Origin of the sequence: Nonlabens arenilitoris, assembly GCF_002954765.1 — a bacterium.
In the GTDB taxonomy this organism is placed as follows: domain Bacteria; phylum Bacteroidota; class Bacteroidia; order Flavobacteriales; family Flavobacteriaceae; genus Nonlabens; species Nonlabens arenilitoris.
The window spans coordinates 1,559,122-1,573,905 of the sequence record NZ_MTPW01000001.1 but is presented as its reverse complement, the minus strand read 5'-3'; the positions used below and the strand labels follow the sequence as shown (position 1 = coordinate 1,573,905).

Here is a 14,784-nt window from a genome sequence, read left to right as displayed (position 1 = left end):
GAAAATTTATAGGTTAAAGTCTTGTGAATGCACAATAACAGAGTAATTTTGTTCTGTTGATTAATAAAAAACCCCAACATGAAAAACATATTTAAAATTTTAGTAGCATGTGCTGTTCTTTTAGGAGCATCAACTGCTAATGCACAAGACGAAGGAAACAGATGGTCTATCGCAATTGGAACAAACGCAATTGACCTATATCCAGTTGGTGAGGCTGACCAAGGATTAGGAGACTATTTTGAAGATTTTTTCAATACAGATCATTATAATATTTTACCAGCACCTAGCCGTGTTCAGGTAGGATACTATGTAGGTGACGGTATTGTAGCAACAGGAGCTTTTTCTGTAAATACTATCGACAAAATCGGTGACACAAGTATTGATGATATTTCATACTTTGGATTAGATGGTGGTTTGGAATACAACTTTCGTAACATGATCAAGCAAGATGGTATCATTGCTCCATTCGTTGGAGTTGGTGGTGGTTACAACTGGGTTGATAACGACGGATTTGGTACTTTTAACGGTACTGCTGGAATTGACTTTTATATTACAGAAGGTATTGCTATAAACTTACAAACTACTTACAAACACGCTTTTGAAGACGCTAACCCAAAGCACTTCCAGCACACAGCTGGTTTAAAATTCACATGGGGTGGTACTGACACTGATGGCGATGGTATCTATGATGATAAAGATGCATGTCCATCTGTTGCTGGATTAGAGCAATTTATGGGTTGTCCTGACTCTGATGGTGATGGTATTGAAGATAGCAAAGACAACTGTCCTAATGCAGCAGGTCCTGCTGAGTCTATGGGATGTCCTGACACTGATGGCGATGGTACATTAGATAAAGATGATAACTGTGTTAATGAAGCTGGTCCAGCTTATAACAATGGTTGTCCAGATCCTGATACTGATGGTGATGGTGTTGTAGATAGTAAAGACAACTGTAAAACAGTTAAAGGTCCTGCTTCTAACAATGGTTGTCCTACAGATAGAGATAACGATGGTGTACTAGATGCTGATGATAAGTGTCCAGATACTCCTGGTATTGCTTCTCTAGCAGGTTGTCCTAAGCCAGCTGCACCTACAGTTGAAGAACAAGAAAAATTAAATCAATACGCAAAAACAATCTTATTCGATACAGGTAAAGCTACTATTAAGGCTGAGTCTGCAAAAGTTCTTGCTGATATCACTGCAATCCTTAAGAAATACCCAACTGCAAAGTTCTCAATTGACGGTCACACAGATAGTGTTGGATCTGCTACATTGAACCAAAGATTATCTGATTCTCGTGCAAACGAAGTTAAAAACTACTTAGTTGCTAACGGAATTGACGAATTCAGACTTTCTTCAGTAGGTTATGGAGAAGCTCGTCCAGTTGCTGACAATAAAACTAAAGCAGGTCGTGCTCAAAACAGACGTGTAGAGATCAACTTAGTAAACTAATTGATTTTTTAATTATAATAAAAGCGCCACTTAAAAGTGGCGCTTTTTTTATGCGTTATTTTTTAAGACATCATAGTTTATCAATATCTTGTACTTATGAATACATTCCTACAAGACATCATCCAAGATTTACAAAAAGAAGGCCTTAACCTTAGTAAGCTTACTTATGTAGTCCCTAGTAGAAGAGTTGCTACTTTTCTTAATAAAACGATTGCAACTGTTTTAGAACAACCCATTTTTGAACCTATAATATATAGCGTTGAAGACTTTATTAGTCATACTGCACAGGTCGAGATAGCTAGTGATGTAGACTTATTATTTGACTTCTATAATAGCTACTTAAAAGTAGAAGATAAAAACTCGGCAGACTCATTAGATGAGTTTATCACCTGGGCACCAACAATTCTTAAAGACTTTAATGAGATAGATCGATTCTTGGTATCACCTACTGATTTCTTTAATTATCTAGGTAACCTCAAAGAATTAGAACAAGGACACTGGTCAATTCTAGAGCCCAAAACAGATATGATTGAAAAGTATCTACATTTCTGGAAACGATTAGAACTTTATTACAATCAATTTACTGACGATTGTACCGCAAATGGTATCGTTTATCAAGGTCTTGCTTATAGAATCGCTTTCGCGAAAGCGGAATATCAAACCTCTCTTTACTCAAAAGAAACTCCTGTCATTTTCCTAGGTCTTAATGCTCTTAACCTTGCAGAAGAAGAAATTATCAAAACATTTCTAGATAGTAATCATGCAAAAATATTTTATGATAATGACATCTATTTTCAAGAAAACAAATACCATGAAGCTGGTCGTTTTATAAGGCGATATAAAGATGATTGGAAATATTTTGACCACAACAAACTAAGCATTACCAGCAACAATTTTGACTCACCTAAAGAAATCAATATAATAGGAACACCTGGTCCGATAGGCATGTGTCAAGTTGCCGGAAAACTTATTCATGAATTCAATTTAGAAACAACTAATCTAGACACTACAGCCATAGTCCTAGCAGATGAAAATTTATTGTTACCGCTTTTAAGTGCAATTCCAGAAAGTATAGAACACCTTAATATAACTATGGGACTAACACTGGATAAGACACCTATCGCTAGCTTTTTTAACCACCTAATTAAATTAAAAGTAGAAGCTACAGATCAAGGTTTTTACTATAAAAACATTATTGCAGTCTTAGAATCACATTTTAGCAATCTACTAGATAACAGTGCAGTAAAAGAACTAATTAATAATATAAATAAAGAAAATTTAGTTTATCTACCATTCATAGAAATCGATCAAAAATCAGAGTGCTCATTCATAGATCTATTAAAATTACAAATACTAACAACATCAGATCTTATTAGTTATTTAAGCGAGATATCTGACATACTACAGGAAAAATTAATCCAAAGTGGTAACAAAAGATTAGAACTAGAGCAACTGCTAGGAATTCACAGCGTTCTAGAACAAATCAAGTCCATTATTGATATACAATCTGGTATTACAGATCTAAGAACAATTCAATACTTATTTAAACAATTTTTACCTCAAAAGAAACTGGATTTTATAGGGGAACCTGTAAAAGGTTTACAAATTATGGGATTGCTTGAGACTAGAGCGTTAGATTATGAAAACATCATAATGCTTTCTGTAAATGAAGGCGTTTTACCTGCTGGTAAATCCACAGCATCATATATACCATATGATATGAAGGTTAAATTTGGATTACCTACATATACAGATAAAGACAGTGTATACGCATATCACTTTTATAGATTATTACAGCGAAGTAAGAATGCTAACTTCATATACAATTCAGAAACAAATAGTTTAGGTGGCGGCGAGAAAAGTAGATTCTTAATGCAAATTGAAACTAATAATATACCTAATCATAAGATCAACCATCGTCTTTACGCAAATAAAATTACCACTGAAAAGACAGAACCACTTTCTATAAAAAAAGACGATTATTATTTTGAGAGACTTAATCAAATCGCAAAATCAGGCTTTTCTCCATCAAGTATTACTAGTTATATATATGATCCCATAGATTTTTACAGATCTAAAATTTTAAAAATCAATGACGTAGAAGAAGTAGAAGAAGACATGGCTGCAAACACTATGGGTACAATGATTCATAAAACGCTTGAAGCCTTATATCTACCATATGTAGATCAAGTTCTAGATAAATATCATTTTAAAGACATACGTGCGCAAATTAACGATGCTATTCACACAGCATATCTAGACAGTTATCACACAGCTAATAATCCTCAAGGAAAAAATACAATAATGTATGAGGTTGCCAGACATTACGTAAGTAAAATGATAGCATATGATGAGGATATAGTAAAAACAGGAAATACTTTAATTATTAGAAAATTAGAAGCTCGTTACTCTACCTCTATTGAAATAGATTCCATAGGAAGTATAAAACTTCATGGCGAGGTAGACCGTATTGATGAACTTAATGGTCAAATAAGAATTATAGATTACAAGTCTGGAATGGTGAACAAATCAAATGTTGGTCTACAACCTGGTGATTATGAAACTCTCATTACGGATTATGAAAAATCAAAAGCATTTCAAGTATTAATGTACTCTTATTTGTACTCCAGAAACAACAGTTTTACAGAATGTGCTGCTGGAATTATAAGCTTTAAAAATTTTAAAGAAGGTTTTATTTCTTATTCTATCAAAAAAGGCAGGTCTTTTATACCACAACCAATAAACACACAAGAATTAGAAAAATTTGAAGAACAGTTAGTTCAAATAATTTTAGAGCTTTATGATAAGGATAAAGTCCTAACGACAAAGGATCATTAAAATGAATATAGTAAAAAATAAAATACTCGATAGAAATCTTCAAAAGCCTATTTTATTAGATTACTATCATTTAAAACCTGCAAATAAAATACCTGTTGTAATTTTTGCACATGGTTATAAAGGTTTTAAAGATTGGGGCGCATGGGATTTAATGGGCCAGGCTTTTGCAAATGCGGGATTTTGTTTTATCAAATTTAATTTTTCTCATAATGGCGGCACTATAGATAACCCTATCGATTTTCCAGATTTAGAATCTTTCGGCAATAATAATTACAGTAAGGAAGTACAAGATTTAAACGATGTAATTGAGTGGTCAACAAACCAATTGTCAGATTTAATAGATGTGAACAATATATTTCTACTAGGCCATTCGAGAGCTGGAGGAATAACAACCCTAGTTGCTTCACAAAATGATAAGGTAAAAAAACTAATTACACTAGCAGGAGTTAGTGATTATAAAACTAGATTTCCTACAGGTAAAGCTTTAAATAAATGGGAAATTGATAAGGTGTTCTATGTTAAAAATGGACGTACTCAACAAGAAATGCCTCATTATTATCAATTTTTTGAAGACTTTATTTATAATGAAGAAAAACTAACCATTAAAATAGCTGCGCAAAAATTAACGATACCGCATCTGATTATTCACGGTCAAAACGATGAGACGGTAAACCTTCAAGAAGGACGTCAATTACACAAATGGAATAAAAATTCTCAATTACATATTATACGAGAGGCTAATCACACTCTAGGAGCCGTACATCCGTGGTCATCCATTTATTTACCTAAACATTTAAAGCAGGCCATTCAATGCAGTATAAACTTTTATAAAAAATAAATGTAAAGTGGAGAATACCGGATTCGAACCGGTCACCTCTTGCCTGCCAGGCAAGCGCTCTAGCCAAATGAGCTAATCCCCCAAAATTCATTTCAAATATAAAACAACATGATTGCCGTTCATAAAAAAACAAAGCTCTATTTTTAAAAAATGCCTGCTATAAATTCAATTACACCTCAAAGCATTCTAAGTCTGGCCATTCCAGCTATCATAGCAGGCATTGCAGAACCACTTATAAGTTTAACAGATGTCGCTGTTATAGGTAATATGAAAGACAATGCTGTAGAAGGTCTACTAGCCGTAGGCCTGGTTGGATCTTTTTTAAGTGCTATTATTTGGACACTTGCACAAACTAAAACGTCTATATCCAGTATAGTATCTAATGCATTAGGAAGTGATCAATTAAATAAAATTAATTCACTTATACCACAAGTCATTTGGATTAATATAACTCTAGGCATATTGATCTATATAGTCACAGCACCTTTAGCCACTTGGATATTTACATTATATAACACAAAAGGCACGACACTGTTTTTATCAATTTCATATTATCAGATTAGAGCTATAGGTTTCCCTATTACACTTAGCGCCTTTGCCATATTTGGCGTTTTTAGAGGAATACAAAATACTGCCTGGGCTATGATAGCAAGCATATCTGGCGCTTTAATAAACGTCATACTAGATTACACCTTAGTTTATGGAATAGGTGACTTAATCCCATCTTATGGTATTATGGGTGCTGCATATGCCAGTCTAGCCGCACAAATTGTAATGCTTATTATAGCTCTATATTTTTTATATCACAAAACACCTTTTCAACTACATCGATTATCATGGAATCCACATCCCAAACTTAAAAGACATATTGCTCTAACGGCTAACTTTTTTCTACGTACGGCAGCTATAAACGTAGCTATATTTTTATCGTATCGTTATGCATCAGGTTATGGTGATGAATATGGTGCAACGCATGCTATTCTCATGAATATTTGGTTATTTTTCTCCTTTTTTATTGATGGATTTGCTAGTGCTGGTAACGCAATAGGTGGTAAACTATTAGGGTCCAATGACGCTCAAGGACTCAAGTATTTAGGTAAAACTACAACAACATATGGTGTAATGGTAGCCTTGATATTAGTAGTGTTATGTGGCTTTTTCTATAACACGATAGGAATTCAGTTTACAGATAGTGCTATAGTTTTTGATCTATTTCTCAGCACATTTTGGATTGTACTAATCATGCAACCCATTAATGCTGTTGCATTTGTTTTTGATGGCATCTTTAAAGGTTGGGGCGAGGCTTCTTACTTACGCAATTTACTATTCCTTCTTACTGCCTTTGTCTTCATTCCTGCTTTATTAATTCTAGATTATTTTGATTTTCAGCTCTACGCAATTTGGATAGCATTTGGACTTTGGATGCTAGGTAGGGCAATCATTCTTGCATATAAGTTTCATTTAAAGATAAAGTCTATGTAGATTGAGATTTATAATATCTCGCTTTCGCGAAAGCATAATCACATAAAGCATAATATTTCTAATATCTTTGCCTCTATAAATTTTAAATATTTCAATTAATTATGGAAGATAATTGGTTTATCAGAATCTCTCAATTCATGGGTGGATCTGGGATTTTCTTAGTGATAGCAATTATTCTACTAGTGGTTGTAGGATATAATAAATGGAAGTCTAGAAGATGAAAAAAGTAAGAATAACTAAAGAATTTACTTTTGAAACTGGCCATGCCCTTTATGGCTATGACGGTAAATGTCGCAACGTGCATGGACATAGTTACAAATTGGCCGTAACAGTTATAGGCTCGCCTATTAACGATTCTAATAATGTAAAACACGGTATGGTGATAGACTTTACAGATTTAAAAAAAATTGTAAAGGAAGAAATTGTAGATCCATTTGATCATGCGACCGTGTTTAATAAAAACACACCACACGTTGAGCTCGCTCAAGAACTAAGAGAACGTGGCCATGAAGTTATTCTTGCAGACTATCAGCCTACTAGCGAAATGATGATTTTAGATTTTGCAGATAAAATAAAAATAGATTACCTCAGAACATAGAATTATTTTCTTTGAGGTTACGAGAGACAGAGACTAGTTATGCAGAGTGGCATGCTAGTGATCAATAAAAATATAGTGACTTTCTTTAAAAATAAAAACCTCACAAACCTCAATGATTTGTGAGGTTTTTATATACCATCACTTATCTCTTATCACTGTACCCAATCTTTAGGTTGTTTCAACACCTCTATTAGTGCTGCCTCTGGTGTACTAGGTTCTGGATGATAGTCATAACGCCACTGAACATGTGGTGGCAAACTCATCAATATGCTTTCTATACGGCCATTTGTCTTTAATCCAAACAAAGTGCCTTTATCGTGAACCAAATTAAATTCTACATAACGCCCACGACGTATTTCCTGCCAGTCGCGTTGCTCTTTAGTATACTCTATGTTTTTTCTTTTTTCTACGATAGGCACATATGCATCTAGAAAATGAGAAGCCATATCTTTTTGAAACACAAGCCAATCTTCCATACTGTATTCTTCACTAGCTTTACAATAATCATAAAATAAACCACCTATACCACGACCTTCTCCACGATGTGAGTTATAAAAGTATTGATCACATTTATCTTTAAAAGTAGTATAGTCTGCCACATCATGACGATCACAAACTGTTTTACAAACTTGATGAAAGTGTGTAGCGTCCTCCTCAAACAAATAATAGGGTGTCAAATCTAATCCACCACCGAACCATGAATCTATAACCACTCCTTGTTTATCATACATCTCAAAGTACCTAAAATTTGCATGAACGGTAGGCACAAATGGGTTTACAGGATGAATTACCAGACTTAATCCTGTTGCATAAAAATCTACATCACCTACTTTAAAGTAAGACTGCATTGTAACTGGTAAAGCACCATAAACCTCACTAATATTAACTCCACCTTTTTCAAAGACTGATCCATTTTCAATAACCCTTGTAAAACCACCGCCACCTTCCTCACGATGCCATTGATCTTCTTGAAAACTAGCTTTAGCATCAATTTTCTCTAGACGACTAGTAATGGTGTCTTGAAGTTCTTTAATAAAATTATAAAATTGTGTCTTAATCATTGAGCATTGATTTGTGGCTTATGAGTGTCTGGCAGTTCCAGATTCTCTTTTGTAATCATTTGTTCTAGGGTGACGCGAGATGCCGCTGTCACAGAAAAAGGTAAGACCAGTATAACACCTATTATGGGTATAAAAAGCATTCCCATAAATACGATCCCTATTCCAATAGCAATACCTCTATGTCGTTTTACAAAATTGACACTATCCCGATAAGTAAAATGTCTTTCAAGTGTATAATCTATATTCCCAAAACCTGCATAATAAGCCTGGACTATAAATGCTATCACAGTAAATACAAAACCTACAACAGGTATAAAACTTAATAAAAGTAACGGTATGGTTATCGCAAATTCATAAGCAATATTACGTAGGTTAATACGTAAACCTCGCCATAATTGCTGCATATTAGTAGTATCACGATGTTTTACATGATGACGTGCATGAGGATAAAAGTGTTTTTCAATACGTTCAGAAACCGGCGACATAAATGGAGCACTCAATGCCATCACAAGGTGTTTATAGAGTATGAAACCTATTAAAATAATGCTTAAACCGCTTATCCACTCTGCAACAGTATAAAACCCTTCTTTTCCCCATTCCCATATCCACAATTTAGATATAAGATTTGCCAAATTATCAGACAGTCCATATGCTGCTAATCCTACTAGACCAGCAATTAAAAAGCTAATCGCCATAGGAACTAAAAAGAATTGCCATAGCTTTAACTTACCTATGAGTGAAAACCCATCAGCATAAGCCTTTAATCCTTTTATAATGTTTTTAAACACGTCTAGTATTCTTTTACTGCATCTACAAATGCTTGTGCATTAGGCACAGGTATATTAGGTAAAATACCATGACCTAAATTAGCCACAAATTTATCTTTACCAAATTCGTCTATCATCTGTTTAACCATCTTTTTTATAGTCGCTGGAGGCGAGAATAATCTAGATGGATCAAAATTCCCTTGAAGGGTGATGTTTCCACCTGTTAGGTAACGAGCATTACGCGCGCTACAGGTCCAGTCTACACCTAGCGCTGCAGCACCACTTTTTGCCATGTCACTAAGCGCAAACCAACATCCTTTACCAAAAACGATTACTTCAGTATGTGGTTTTAAGGCATCCACGATTTGCTGTATATATTTCCAAGAAAATTCTTGATAATCTACTGGAGAAAGCATTCCACCCCATGAGTCAAACACCTGCACTGCATTTACGCCATGTTGTACTTTTAATTTCAAGTATGCTATGGTAGTATCTGTAATGCGTTGTAATAATTCGTGAGCAGCCTCTGGTTGCGTAAAGCAAAACTCTTTGGCCTTATCAAAGTTCTTACTTCCTTGACCTTGCACACAATAACATAATATAGTCCATGGAGAACCGGCAAAACCTATCAGTGGCACCTCATCATTCAGTTCCTGTTTAGTTAAATCAATAGCCTGCATTACATAATTTAATGAGTCTGCTACATCTGGTACCACTACTCTATTTAAATCAGCTGCAGTTCTTATAGGATTGGGTAACCATGGTCCTACACCATTTTTCATTTCCACCTCGATATTCATAGCTTGTGGTATCACTAAAATATCTGAGAAAAGAATAGCAGCGTCAGTACCTATTTGCTTGATAGGCATTACGGTTATTTCAGTAGCTAGCTCTGGAGTCTGGCAACGTGTAAAGAAGTCATACTTCTCTTTAAGCTTCATAAAATCTGGAAGATATCTACCAGCTTGACGCATCATCCATACCGGTGGTCTATCTACAGTTTCTCCTTTAAGTGCTCTTAAAAATAAATCGTTTTTAATCATTTTGTAATGCTTTTACAGCGGTGACTATGGTGTTTTCTACTGTGGTTTTATGTGCCACTTTCACATTTTGGGTATATATTCTTGCAGCTGCGGCTGTCGTTTCCCCTATACATATGGCTAGACGGAAATTTTGAGGGTTCGCTTTCGCGAAAGCGTGAACACCACGAGGACTGAAGAACATTACAGCATCAAAAATACAATCAAATGACTTTTCTACCGCGATAGAATCATACACTTTTACCTCTATAAAACTTATTTGTGTCGATAAAAGTGCCTGTGGCAGCTCATCACGACGATGTGCACCACAGAAGTAGACAAATTTTAAGTGAGAATATTTTTCTATAATAATCTGGGCTAGCTGTGCTGCATTTTCTGCTTGCTCTTTAATGAAATAACCTTTCTCAATTAAATGAGATGCTGTCTTCTCACCTACTACATAGAAATCATGATCAGATATTTGTAACGAACTTATAGCTTCTAATGCATTTGAACTGGTGACGATAATATGTTCACAATGCAGTCCAGTGGCATCATAGTCAATCTTTTTTATCTCAAGCACATCAAAATGCACCATCGACAATCCAGTAGCAAGTAACAACTCTGATTGTGCAGTAGTGAGCTTTTTAGTTGAAAGAATGCGTTTATTAATATTCAATTTCTTATTTTATAGTCAGAATTGAAAGTAAGTTTTAAAGTATAAAGATAAGTAGTTCTCTTATATCGATTTCTAGTTTTAGAGAACCCTATTTTATTATGGAAGAATCTACGGACAATTTAGAAGTTTGATAAATAATTTAATCAAAATATACACTTTATCGGATGCAGATTTTTAAAATATGTAAAAAAATATTATGCCTTTAATAAACTGATTTAAAGTACTTTAAACTACATTAAAGATATTAAAGTTTACACAATCAGTAGGTGTTCTAATTTATTTGCAGCATCTTTAGCCTTGAAAAGAGTAAAATTGAGTTATTATGGAATTACCAAAGTTCCTTCACGAATTAACACAGGATGAAAACACTCCTAGCCTAGAATATGCGCAGGAAGTTTTTAATCTTTTGGAGGTCAAGAAAGTACGGAAAAAAGAAACTATTCTCTATTTAGGAGACACAGCAACTAAAATTTACTTTGTAAAAAAAGGGATTTTAAAGTGCAGTATCATGGATGATAGCGGCAACTTACACACGACTAGATTTGTTGCAGAAAATGACGCTGTTACCTCTATGGTAAGTTATATAGAACAAAAACCTTCTAATATACAAATTGACTGTGTGGAAGATGCTGAGGTATTGTGCTTTAAATATGAAGATTTCCAATACATGAGCAAGCTTTATCCTGGACTAGCTACTGCCTTTCATAGAATTATGTTGCGCAGGTATCATGGTTTACTAGATGAAAAAGCTAGAATGATAAGTAGAGATGCCACCAGTAGATATTTAAAGTTTATAGAGCTATATCCAGCAATAGTAGAAAGACTACCTCTTAAAGAGATTGCATCATTCTTAGGGATTAGACAACAATCCTTAAGTAGATTGCGCAGTAAAATTGACGAGTAAGCTTTAACCTTGATTTGAGATTAACTTATCTTTGCTATTCTAAATGATAGAATAGTATGATACTGTCCATGACTGGATACGGTAAAAGTGTTACCCAACTCGCCCAGAAAAAAATCACTGTAGAAATAAGAACACTTAATAGTAAAAACCTAGATCTTAATATGCGTTTATCAAACGCCTATAAAGAAATAGAATTACCATTACGTCAACTTGCTGCAAGTGAGTTATCTCGTGGTAAAATAGATTTTGCTATTCACGTAGAAAAAACTGGCATTGACAGCACCACTCAACTTAATACACAGGTATTAGAGTCATATATACAGCAATTAAAAACAGTTCAAGGGATAAATCTTAATGATACCGTAGATGATAGCCGTTTATTACAAATCGCGTCAAAGTTTCCAGATGTATTTGCGACCCAGATTGAAGAGGTCTCGCAAGAAGAATTTGATGTAATTGAAAAAACAGCTATTGAAGCTCTTAAAGCGGTCAATCAATATAGGCTTGATGAGGGAAAAGGCTTAAAAGATGAGTTTATTTTAAGAATAAATAACATCAATAAACTTTTAGATCAAATAAAAGAAGTAGATGAGACTCGTCTAGCAGACATACGTACTCGATTAGAAAAAGCAGTTAGTGATCTTAAAGAAAAGGTCGACGGTAACCGTTTTGAACAAGAACTAATCTTTTATCTAGAAAAATACGATATCACTGAAGAGAAAGTGCGCCTTAAAAATCATTTAGATTATTTTGTAGAAACACTAGATAATGAGCTTTCTCAAGGTAAAAAGCTAGGCTTTATAAGTCAAGAGATAGGTCGTGAAATCAACACTATAGGAAGTAAAGCAAATCATGCCACTATGCAACAACTTGTGGTACAAATGAAAGATGAGCTAGAGAAAGTAAAAGAACAAATGTTGAACGTATTGTAATGACTGCACAACCTAAACTTATCGTCTTCAGTGCACCATCTGGTGCTGGAAAAACCACATTAGTAAGACATCTTTTAAAAATTGAAGATCTGAATTTAGCCTTTTCTATTTCAGCAGCGTCTAGAGAAGCTCGCGAAGGAGAAATTGATGGTGTACACTATTATTTTTTAGGGATACCTGAATTTAAAAATAGAATTAGAGCAAATGACTTTATCGAATTTGAAGAGGTATACAAAGATCAATTTTACGGCACTTTAAAAAGTGAAGTAGAACGTCTATGGGCACAAGGTAAAAACGTCATTTTTGATATTGATGTTGTAGGTGGTTTGCGTTTAAAAAGCAAATTTCCAGATCGCTGTATCTCTATATTCGTAAAACCACCATCGATAAATGAACTTCAAAAAAGACTTAAAAATCGCAAGACAGAGTCTGAAGAAAAAATAGCGATGCGTGTTGCAAAAGCAAGTACAGAAATGGCTACTGCACCACAATTTGATGTCATTATTAAAAATGATGATCTTGAACTAGCAAAGCAACAGGCAGAGGATATCGTAAGAAATTTTATCCATAAAAAGGTAGGACCTTATGAAGAAGAATAACATTGGGCTTTATTTTGGCACTTTTAATCCAGTCCATATAGGTCATCTTGCCATCGCAAATTACCTTATAGAAAATAGCGACCTCGATGAAATATGGATGGTAGTTACACCACATAATCCACATAAAAAGAAATCAACACTTCTAGACGACTATCAGCGTTTACACATGGTCTATATTGCTACCGAGGATTATATAAAAATTAAAGCTAGTAATGCAGAGTTTAGTCTACCACAGCCTAATTATACCGTAAATACACTAGCACACTTAACTGAAAAATATCCCAATTATAACTTTACATTAATTATGGGAGAAGACAATTTAAAAAGTCTTCATAAGTGGAAAAATTATCAAGTCATATTAGAAGACTACCAGATCATAGTATATCCTCGTATTTCACAAGGCGATATCCCAGAAGATTTACTCCATCATAAAAGTGTAACAAAGATAGACGCTCCTATAATGGAAATCTCTTCAACGATGATACGTAATGGAATTAAAGAAGGGAAAGACTTGCGATACTTTATGCATCACAAAGTGCAAGAATATATTGAAGAAATGAATTTTTATAAATAGCTGCAACTTCATTTCATGTAGTCAAGATTATTTAACCCTACATTCTTAGTTTCATAAAACAAAAACCGCCTGCAATCTACAAGAGATCCACAGACGGTTTTCAACCAACCAATTCTTTTTACTTTTCTTTTTCAATTACTCTACTAGCATCAATTAATCTAGATTTACCAGCAGTATTTTTTAATTGAATGTATCCTCTACCTTTAAATTCATAAGTAGTTCCAGATGCCGAATGATACAATTCAATCGTGTTATCATTAATAACGTAAAGATCGAAAAAATCATTGCCTATAAAATCATAATCCATAGTTAAATGCTTGTTAATTGATCCAGGAACCTCATCTTTTATCCAATATTCTCCTGTATAATCCCAAAACAAACTACTATAATTAAGACCTGTACGATCTGTAGAACTTTTAAACTCATCTCCATTAAAACCTGGAGTGAATTGTAAATAATTCTCTTGATCAAAATTATTAAGCGCACCTACATTACTAGTATACACCTTTTCCCATGCCTTGTATTCTTGTAAGAAATATTGAATATTATCATAAAACAATTGATCATAATCAAAATTGTTACGATTATAACCGTCTAGATAATAAACCGTTCCACGATGCATATCAATCATTTTTATTCTGTTATAATTTAAAACCACCACAGTAAAATCATGTAACCCATCAATATCATGTAAAATAGAAACCTGATTATTCAATATCTGATAACTACCTACATCTAGGCCTAGACCAGCACCAGCACTACCTACTCCTACAAGATTATTATTAGCATATAACGTTCCAAAATCAAAACTCACTGTAAAAGCTTTGGTCATAAAAGGTATATCTGGGTTTCCTTGTGTATTATTTAAATCAACATACCATAATTCTTGATTACTCAAGATTTCATTAAGTGTAGGGCGATTATCAAAACCATCTCCTATCACCACTTCTGTTTCACAACTTGCGATAGTCACCGCAATCAACAGGCTTCCTAAAATTTTGTAAAATGTTCTCATAATCGTAATATTTAATAGTTACTACA

At 34.1% G+C, this 14,784-nt stretch carries 13 protein-coding genes, 1 tRNA gene and 1 pseudogene; 9 read left to right on the top strand and 6 right to left on the bottom strand.

What is annotated here, in order from left to right; genetic code table 11:
* Window positions 1–78 precede the first annotated feature (78 nt).
* The 3 genes from BST92_RS07000 to BST92_RS06990 all read left to right on the top strand — a co-directional run bounded on the left by BST92_RS07000 (window position 79) and on the right by BST92_RS06990 (window position 5,128).
* Window positions 79–1,452, top strand: coding sequence for an OmpA family protein (locus tag BST92_RS07000; protein ID WP_105070800.1), 1,374 nt, complete (start codon window positions 79–81; stop codon window positions 1,450–1,452).
* 96 nt (window positions 1,453–1,548) lie between these two features.
* A complete protein-coding gene (locus tag BST92_RS06995; RefSeq protein WP_105070799.1) occupies window positions 1,549–4,290 on the top strand; it encodes a PD-(D/E)XK nuclease family protein in 2,742 nt (913 codons plus the stop codon).
* Between the two features lies 1 nt (window position 4,291).
* On the top strand, window positions 4,292–5,128 hold the full coding sequence (locus BST92_RS06990; protein WP_105070798.1) for an alpha/beta hydrolase family protein: 837 nt from the start codon (window positions 4,292–4,294) through the stop codon (window positions 5,126–5,128).
* An 8-nt stretch (window positions 5,129–5,136) separates the two neighbouring features.
* On the opposite strand, the gene BST92_RS06985 is transcribed toward BST92_RS06990, so the two are convergent.
* Window positions 5,137–5,210: transfer RNA gene (locus BST92_RS06985), tRNA-Ala, on the bottom strand.
* 68 nt (window positions 5,211–5,278) lie between these two features.
* Here BST92_RS06985 and BST92_RS06980 point away from each other — a divergent pair.
* Window positions 5,279–6,610 carry an MATE family efflux transporter gene (locus BST92_RS06980; RefSeq protein WP_105070797.1) on the top strand — a complete coding sequence of 444 codons (1,332 nt, stop codon included), beginning with the start codon at window positions 5,279–5,281 and terminating at the stop codon, window positions 6,608–6,610.
* 217 nt (window positions 6,611–6,827) lie between these two features.
* Window positions 6,828–7,276, top strand: a pseudogene (locus BST92_RS06975) (6-pyruvoyl trahydropterin synthase family protein).
* 84 nt (window positions 7,277–7,360) lie between these two features.
* Here the strand turns inward: BST92_RS06975 and hemF are convergent.
* Genes hemF through BST92_RS06955 form a run of 4 tightly spaced genes read right to left on the bottom strand, consistent with a single transcriptional unit; the run spans window position 7,361 to window position 10,734 of the window.
* Window positions 7,361–8,266, bottom strand: a complete 906-nt coding sequence (gene hemF / locus BST92_RS06970; protein WP_211292551.1) for an oxygen-dependent coproporphyrinogen oxidase — start codon at window positions 8,264–8,266, stop codon at window positions 7,361–7,363.
* Window positions 8,266–9,057, bottom strand: a complete 792-nt coding sequence (locus BST92_RS06965; RefSeq protein ID WP_105070795.1) for an EI24 domain-containing protein — start codon at window positions 9,055–9,057, stop codon at window positions 8,266–8,268. Before BST92_RS06965 ends, hemF begins: the two co-directional genes overlap by 1 nt.
* Window positions 9,058–9,059: 2 nt before the next feature.
* Window positions 9,060–10,079, bottom strand: coding sequence for a uroporphyrinogen decarboxylase (gene hemE / locus BST92_RS06960; protein ID WP_105070794.1), 1,020 nt, complete (start codon window positions 10,077–10,079; stop codon window positions 9,060–9,062).
* Complete coding sequence (locus BST92_RS06955) at window positions 10,072–10,734, bottom strand: uroporphyrinogen-III synthase (RefSeq protein ID WP_105070793.1); 663 nt, start codon at window positions 10,732–10,734, stop codon at window positions 10,072–10,074. The genes hemE and BST92_RS06955 overlap by 8 nt, the downstream gene beginning before the upstream one ends.
* A gap of 322 nt (window positions 10,735–11,056) precedes the next feature.
* Between BST92_RS06955 and BST92_RS06950 the strand changes: the two genes are divergently transcribed.
* Genes BST92_RS06950 through nadD form a run of 4 tightly spaced genes read left to right on the top strand, consistent with a single transcriptional unit; the run spans window position 11,057 to window position 13,743 of the window.
* Entirely contained in the window at window positions 11,057–11,638 is a 582-nt protein-coding gene (locus BST92_RS06950; RefSeq protein WP_036582839.1) for a Crp/Fnr family transcriptional regulator, read from the top strand.
* A 56-nt stretch (window positions 11,639–11,694) separates the two neighbouring features.
* Window positions 11,695–12,570 carry a YicC family protein gene (locus tag BST92_RS06945; protein ID WP_105070792.1) on the top strand — a complete coding sequence of 292 codons (876 nt, stop codon included), beginning with the start codon at window positions 11,695–11,697 and terminating at the stop codon, window positions 12,568–12,570.
* Complete coding sequence (gene gmk / locus BST92_RS06940) at window positions 12,570–13,169, top strand: guanylate kinase (RefSeq protein WP_105070791.1); 600 nt, start codon at window positions 12,570–12,572, stop codon at window positions 13,167–13,169. The genes BST92_RS06945 and gmk overlap by 1 nt, the downstream gene beginning before the upstream one ends.
* Window positions 13,156–13,743, top strand: coding sequence for a nicotinate (nicotinamide) nucleotide adenylyltransferase (gene nadD, locus BST92_RS06935; RefSeq protein WP_105070790.1), 588 nt, complete (start codon window positions 13,156–13,158; stop codon window positions 13,741–13,743). The genes gmk and nadD overlap by 14 nt, the downstream gene beginning before the upstream one ends.
* A 118-nt stretch (window positions 13,744–13,861) precedes the next feature.
* On the opposite strand, the gene BST92_RS06930 is transcribed toward nadD, so the two are convergent.
* Window positions 13,862–14,758, bottom strand: a complete 897-nt coding sequence (locus tag BST92_RS06930) for a nicotinic acid mononucleotide adenyltransferase (RefSeq protein WP_105070789.1) — start codon at window positions 14,756–14,758, stop codon at window positions 13,862–13,864.
* Between the last annotated feature and the right edge of the window lie 26 nt (window positions 14,759–14,784).

Bases quoted from the DNA above. Each gene is read 5' to 3' on its own strand.
- BST92_RS07000 (WP_105070800.1), top strand. From the start codon at position 79: ATGAAAAACATATTTAAAATTTTAGTAGCATGTGCTGTTCTTTTAGGA.
- BST92_RS06995 (WP_105070799.1), top strand. From the start codon at position 1,549: ATGAATACATTCCTACAAGACATCATCCAAGATTTACAAAAAGAAGGC.
- BST92_RS06990 (WP_105070798.1), top strand. From the start codon at position 4,292: ATGAATATAGTAAAAAATAAAATACTCGATAGAAATCTTCAAAAGCCT.
- BST92_RS06980 (WP_105070797.1), top strand. From the start codon at position 5,279: ATGCCTGCTATAAATTCAATTACACCTCAAAGCATTCTAAGTCTGGCC.
- hemE (WP_105070794.1), bottom strand. From the start codon at position 10,079: ATGATTAAAAACGATTTATTTTTAAGAGCACTTAAAGGAGAAACTGTA.
- BST92_RS06950 (WP_036582839.1), top strand. From the start codon at position 11,057: ATGGAATTACCAAAGTTCCTTCACGAATTAACACAGGATGAAAACACT.
- BST92_RS06945 (WP_105070792.1), top strand. From the start codon at position 11,695: ATGATACTGTCCATGACTGGATACGGTAAAAGTGTTACCCAACTCGCC.
- gmk (WP_105070791.1), top strand. From the start codon at position 12,570: ATGACTGCACAACCTAAACTTATCGTCTTCAGTGCACCATCTGGTGCT.
- nadD (WP_105070790.1), top strand. From the start codon at position 13,156: ATGAAGAAGAATAACATTGGGCTTTATTTTGGCACTTTTAATCCAGTC.
- BST92_RS06930 (WP_105070789.1), bottom strand. From the start codon at position 14,758: ATGAGAACATTTTACAAAATTTTAGGAAGCCTGTTGATTGCGGTGACT.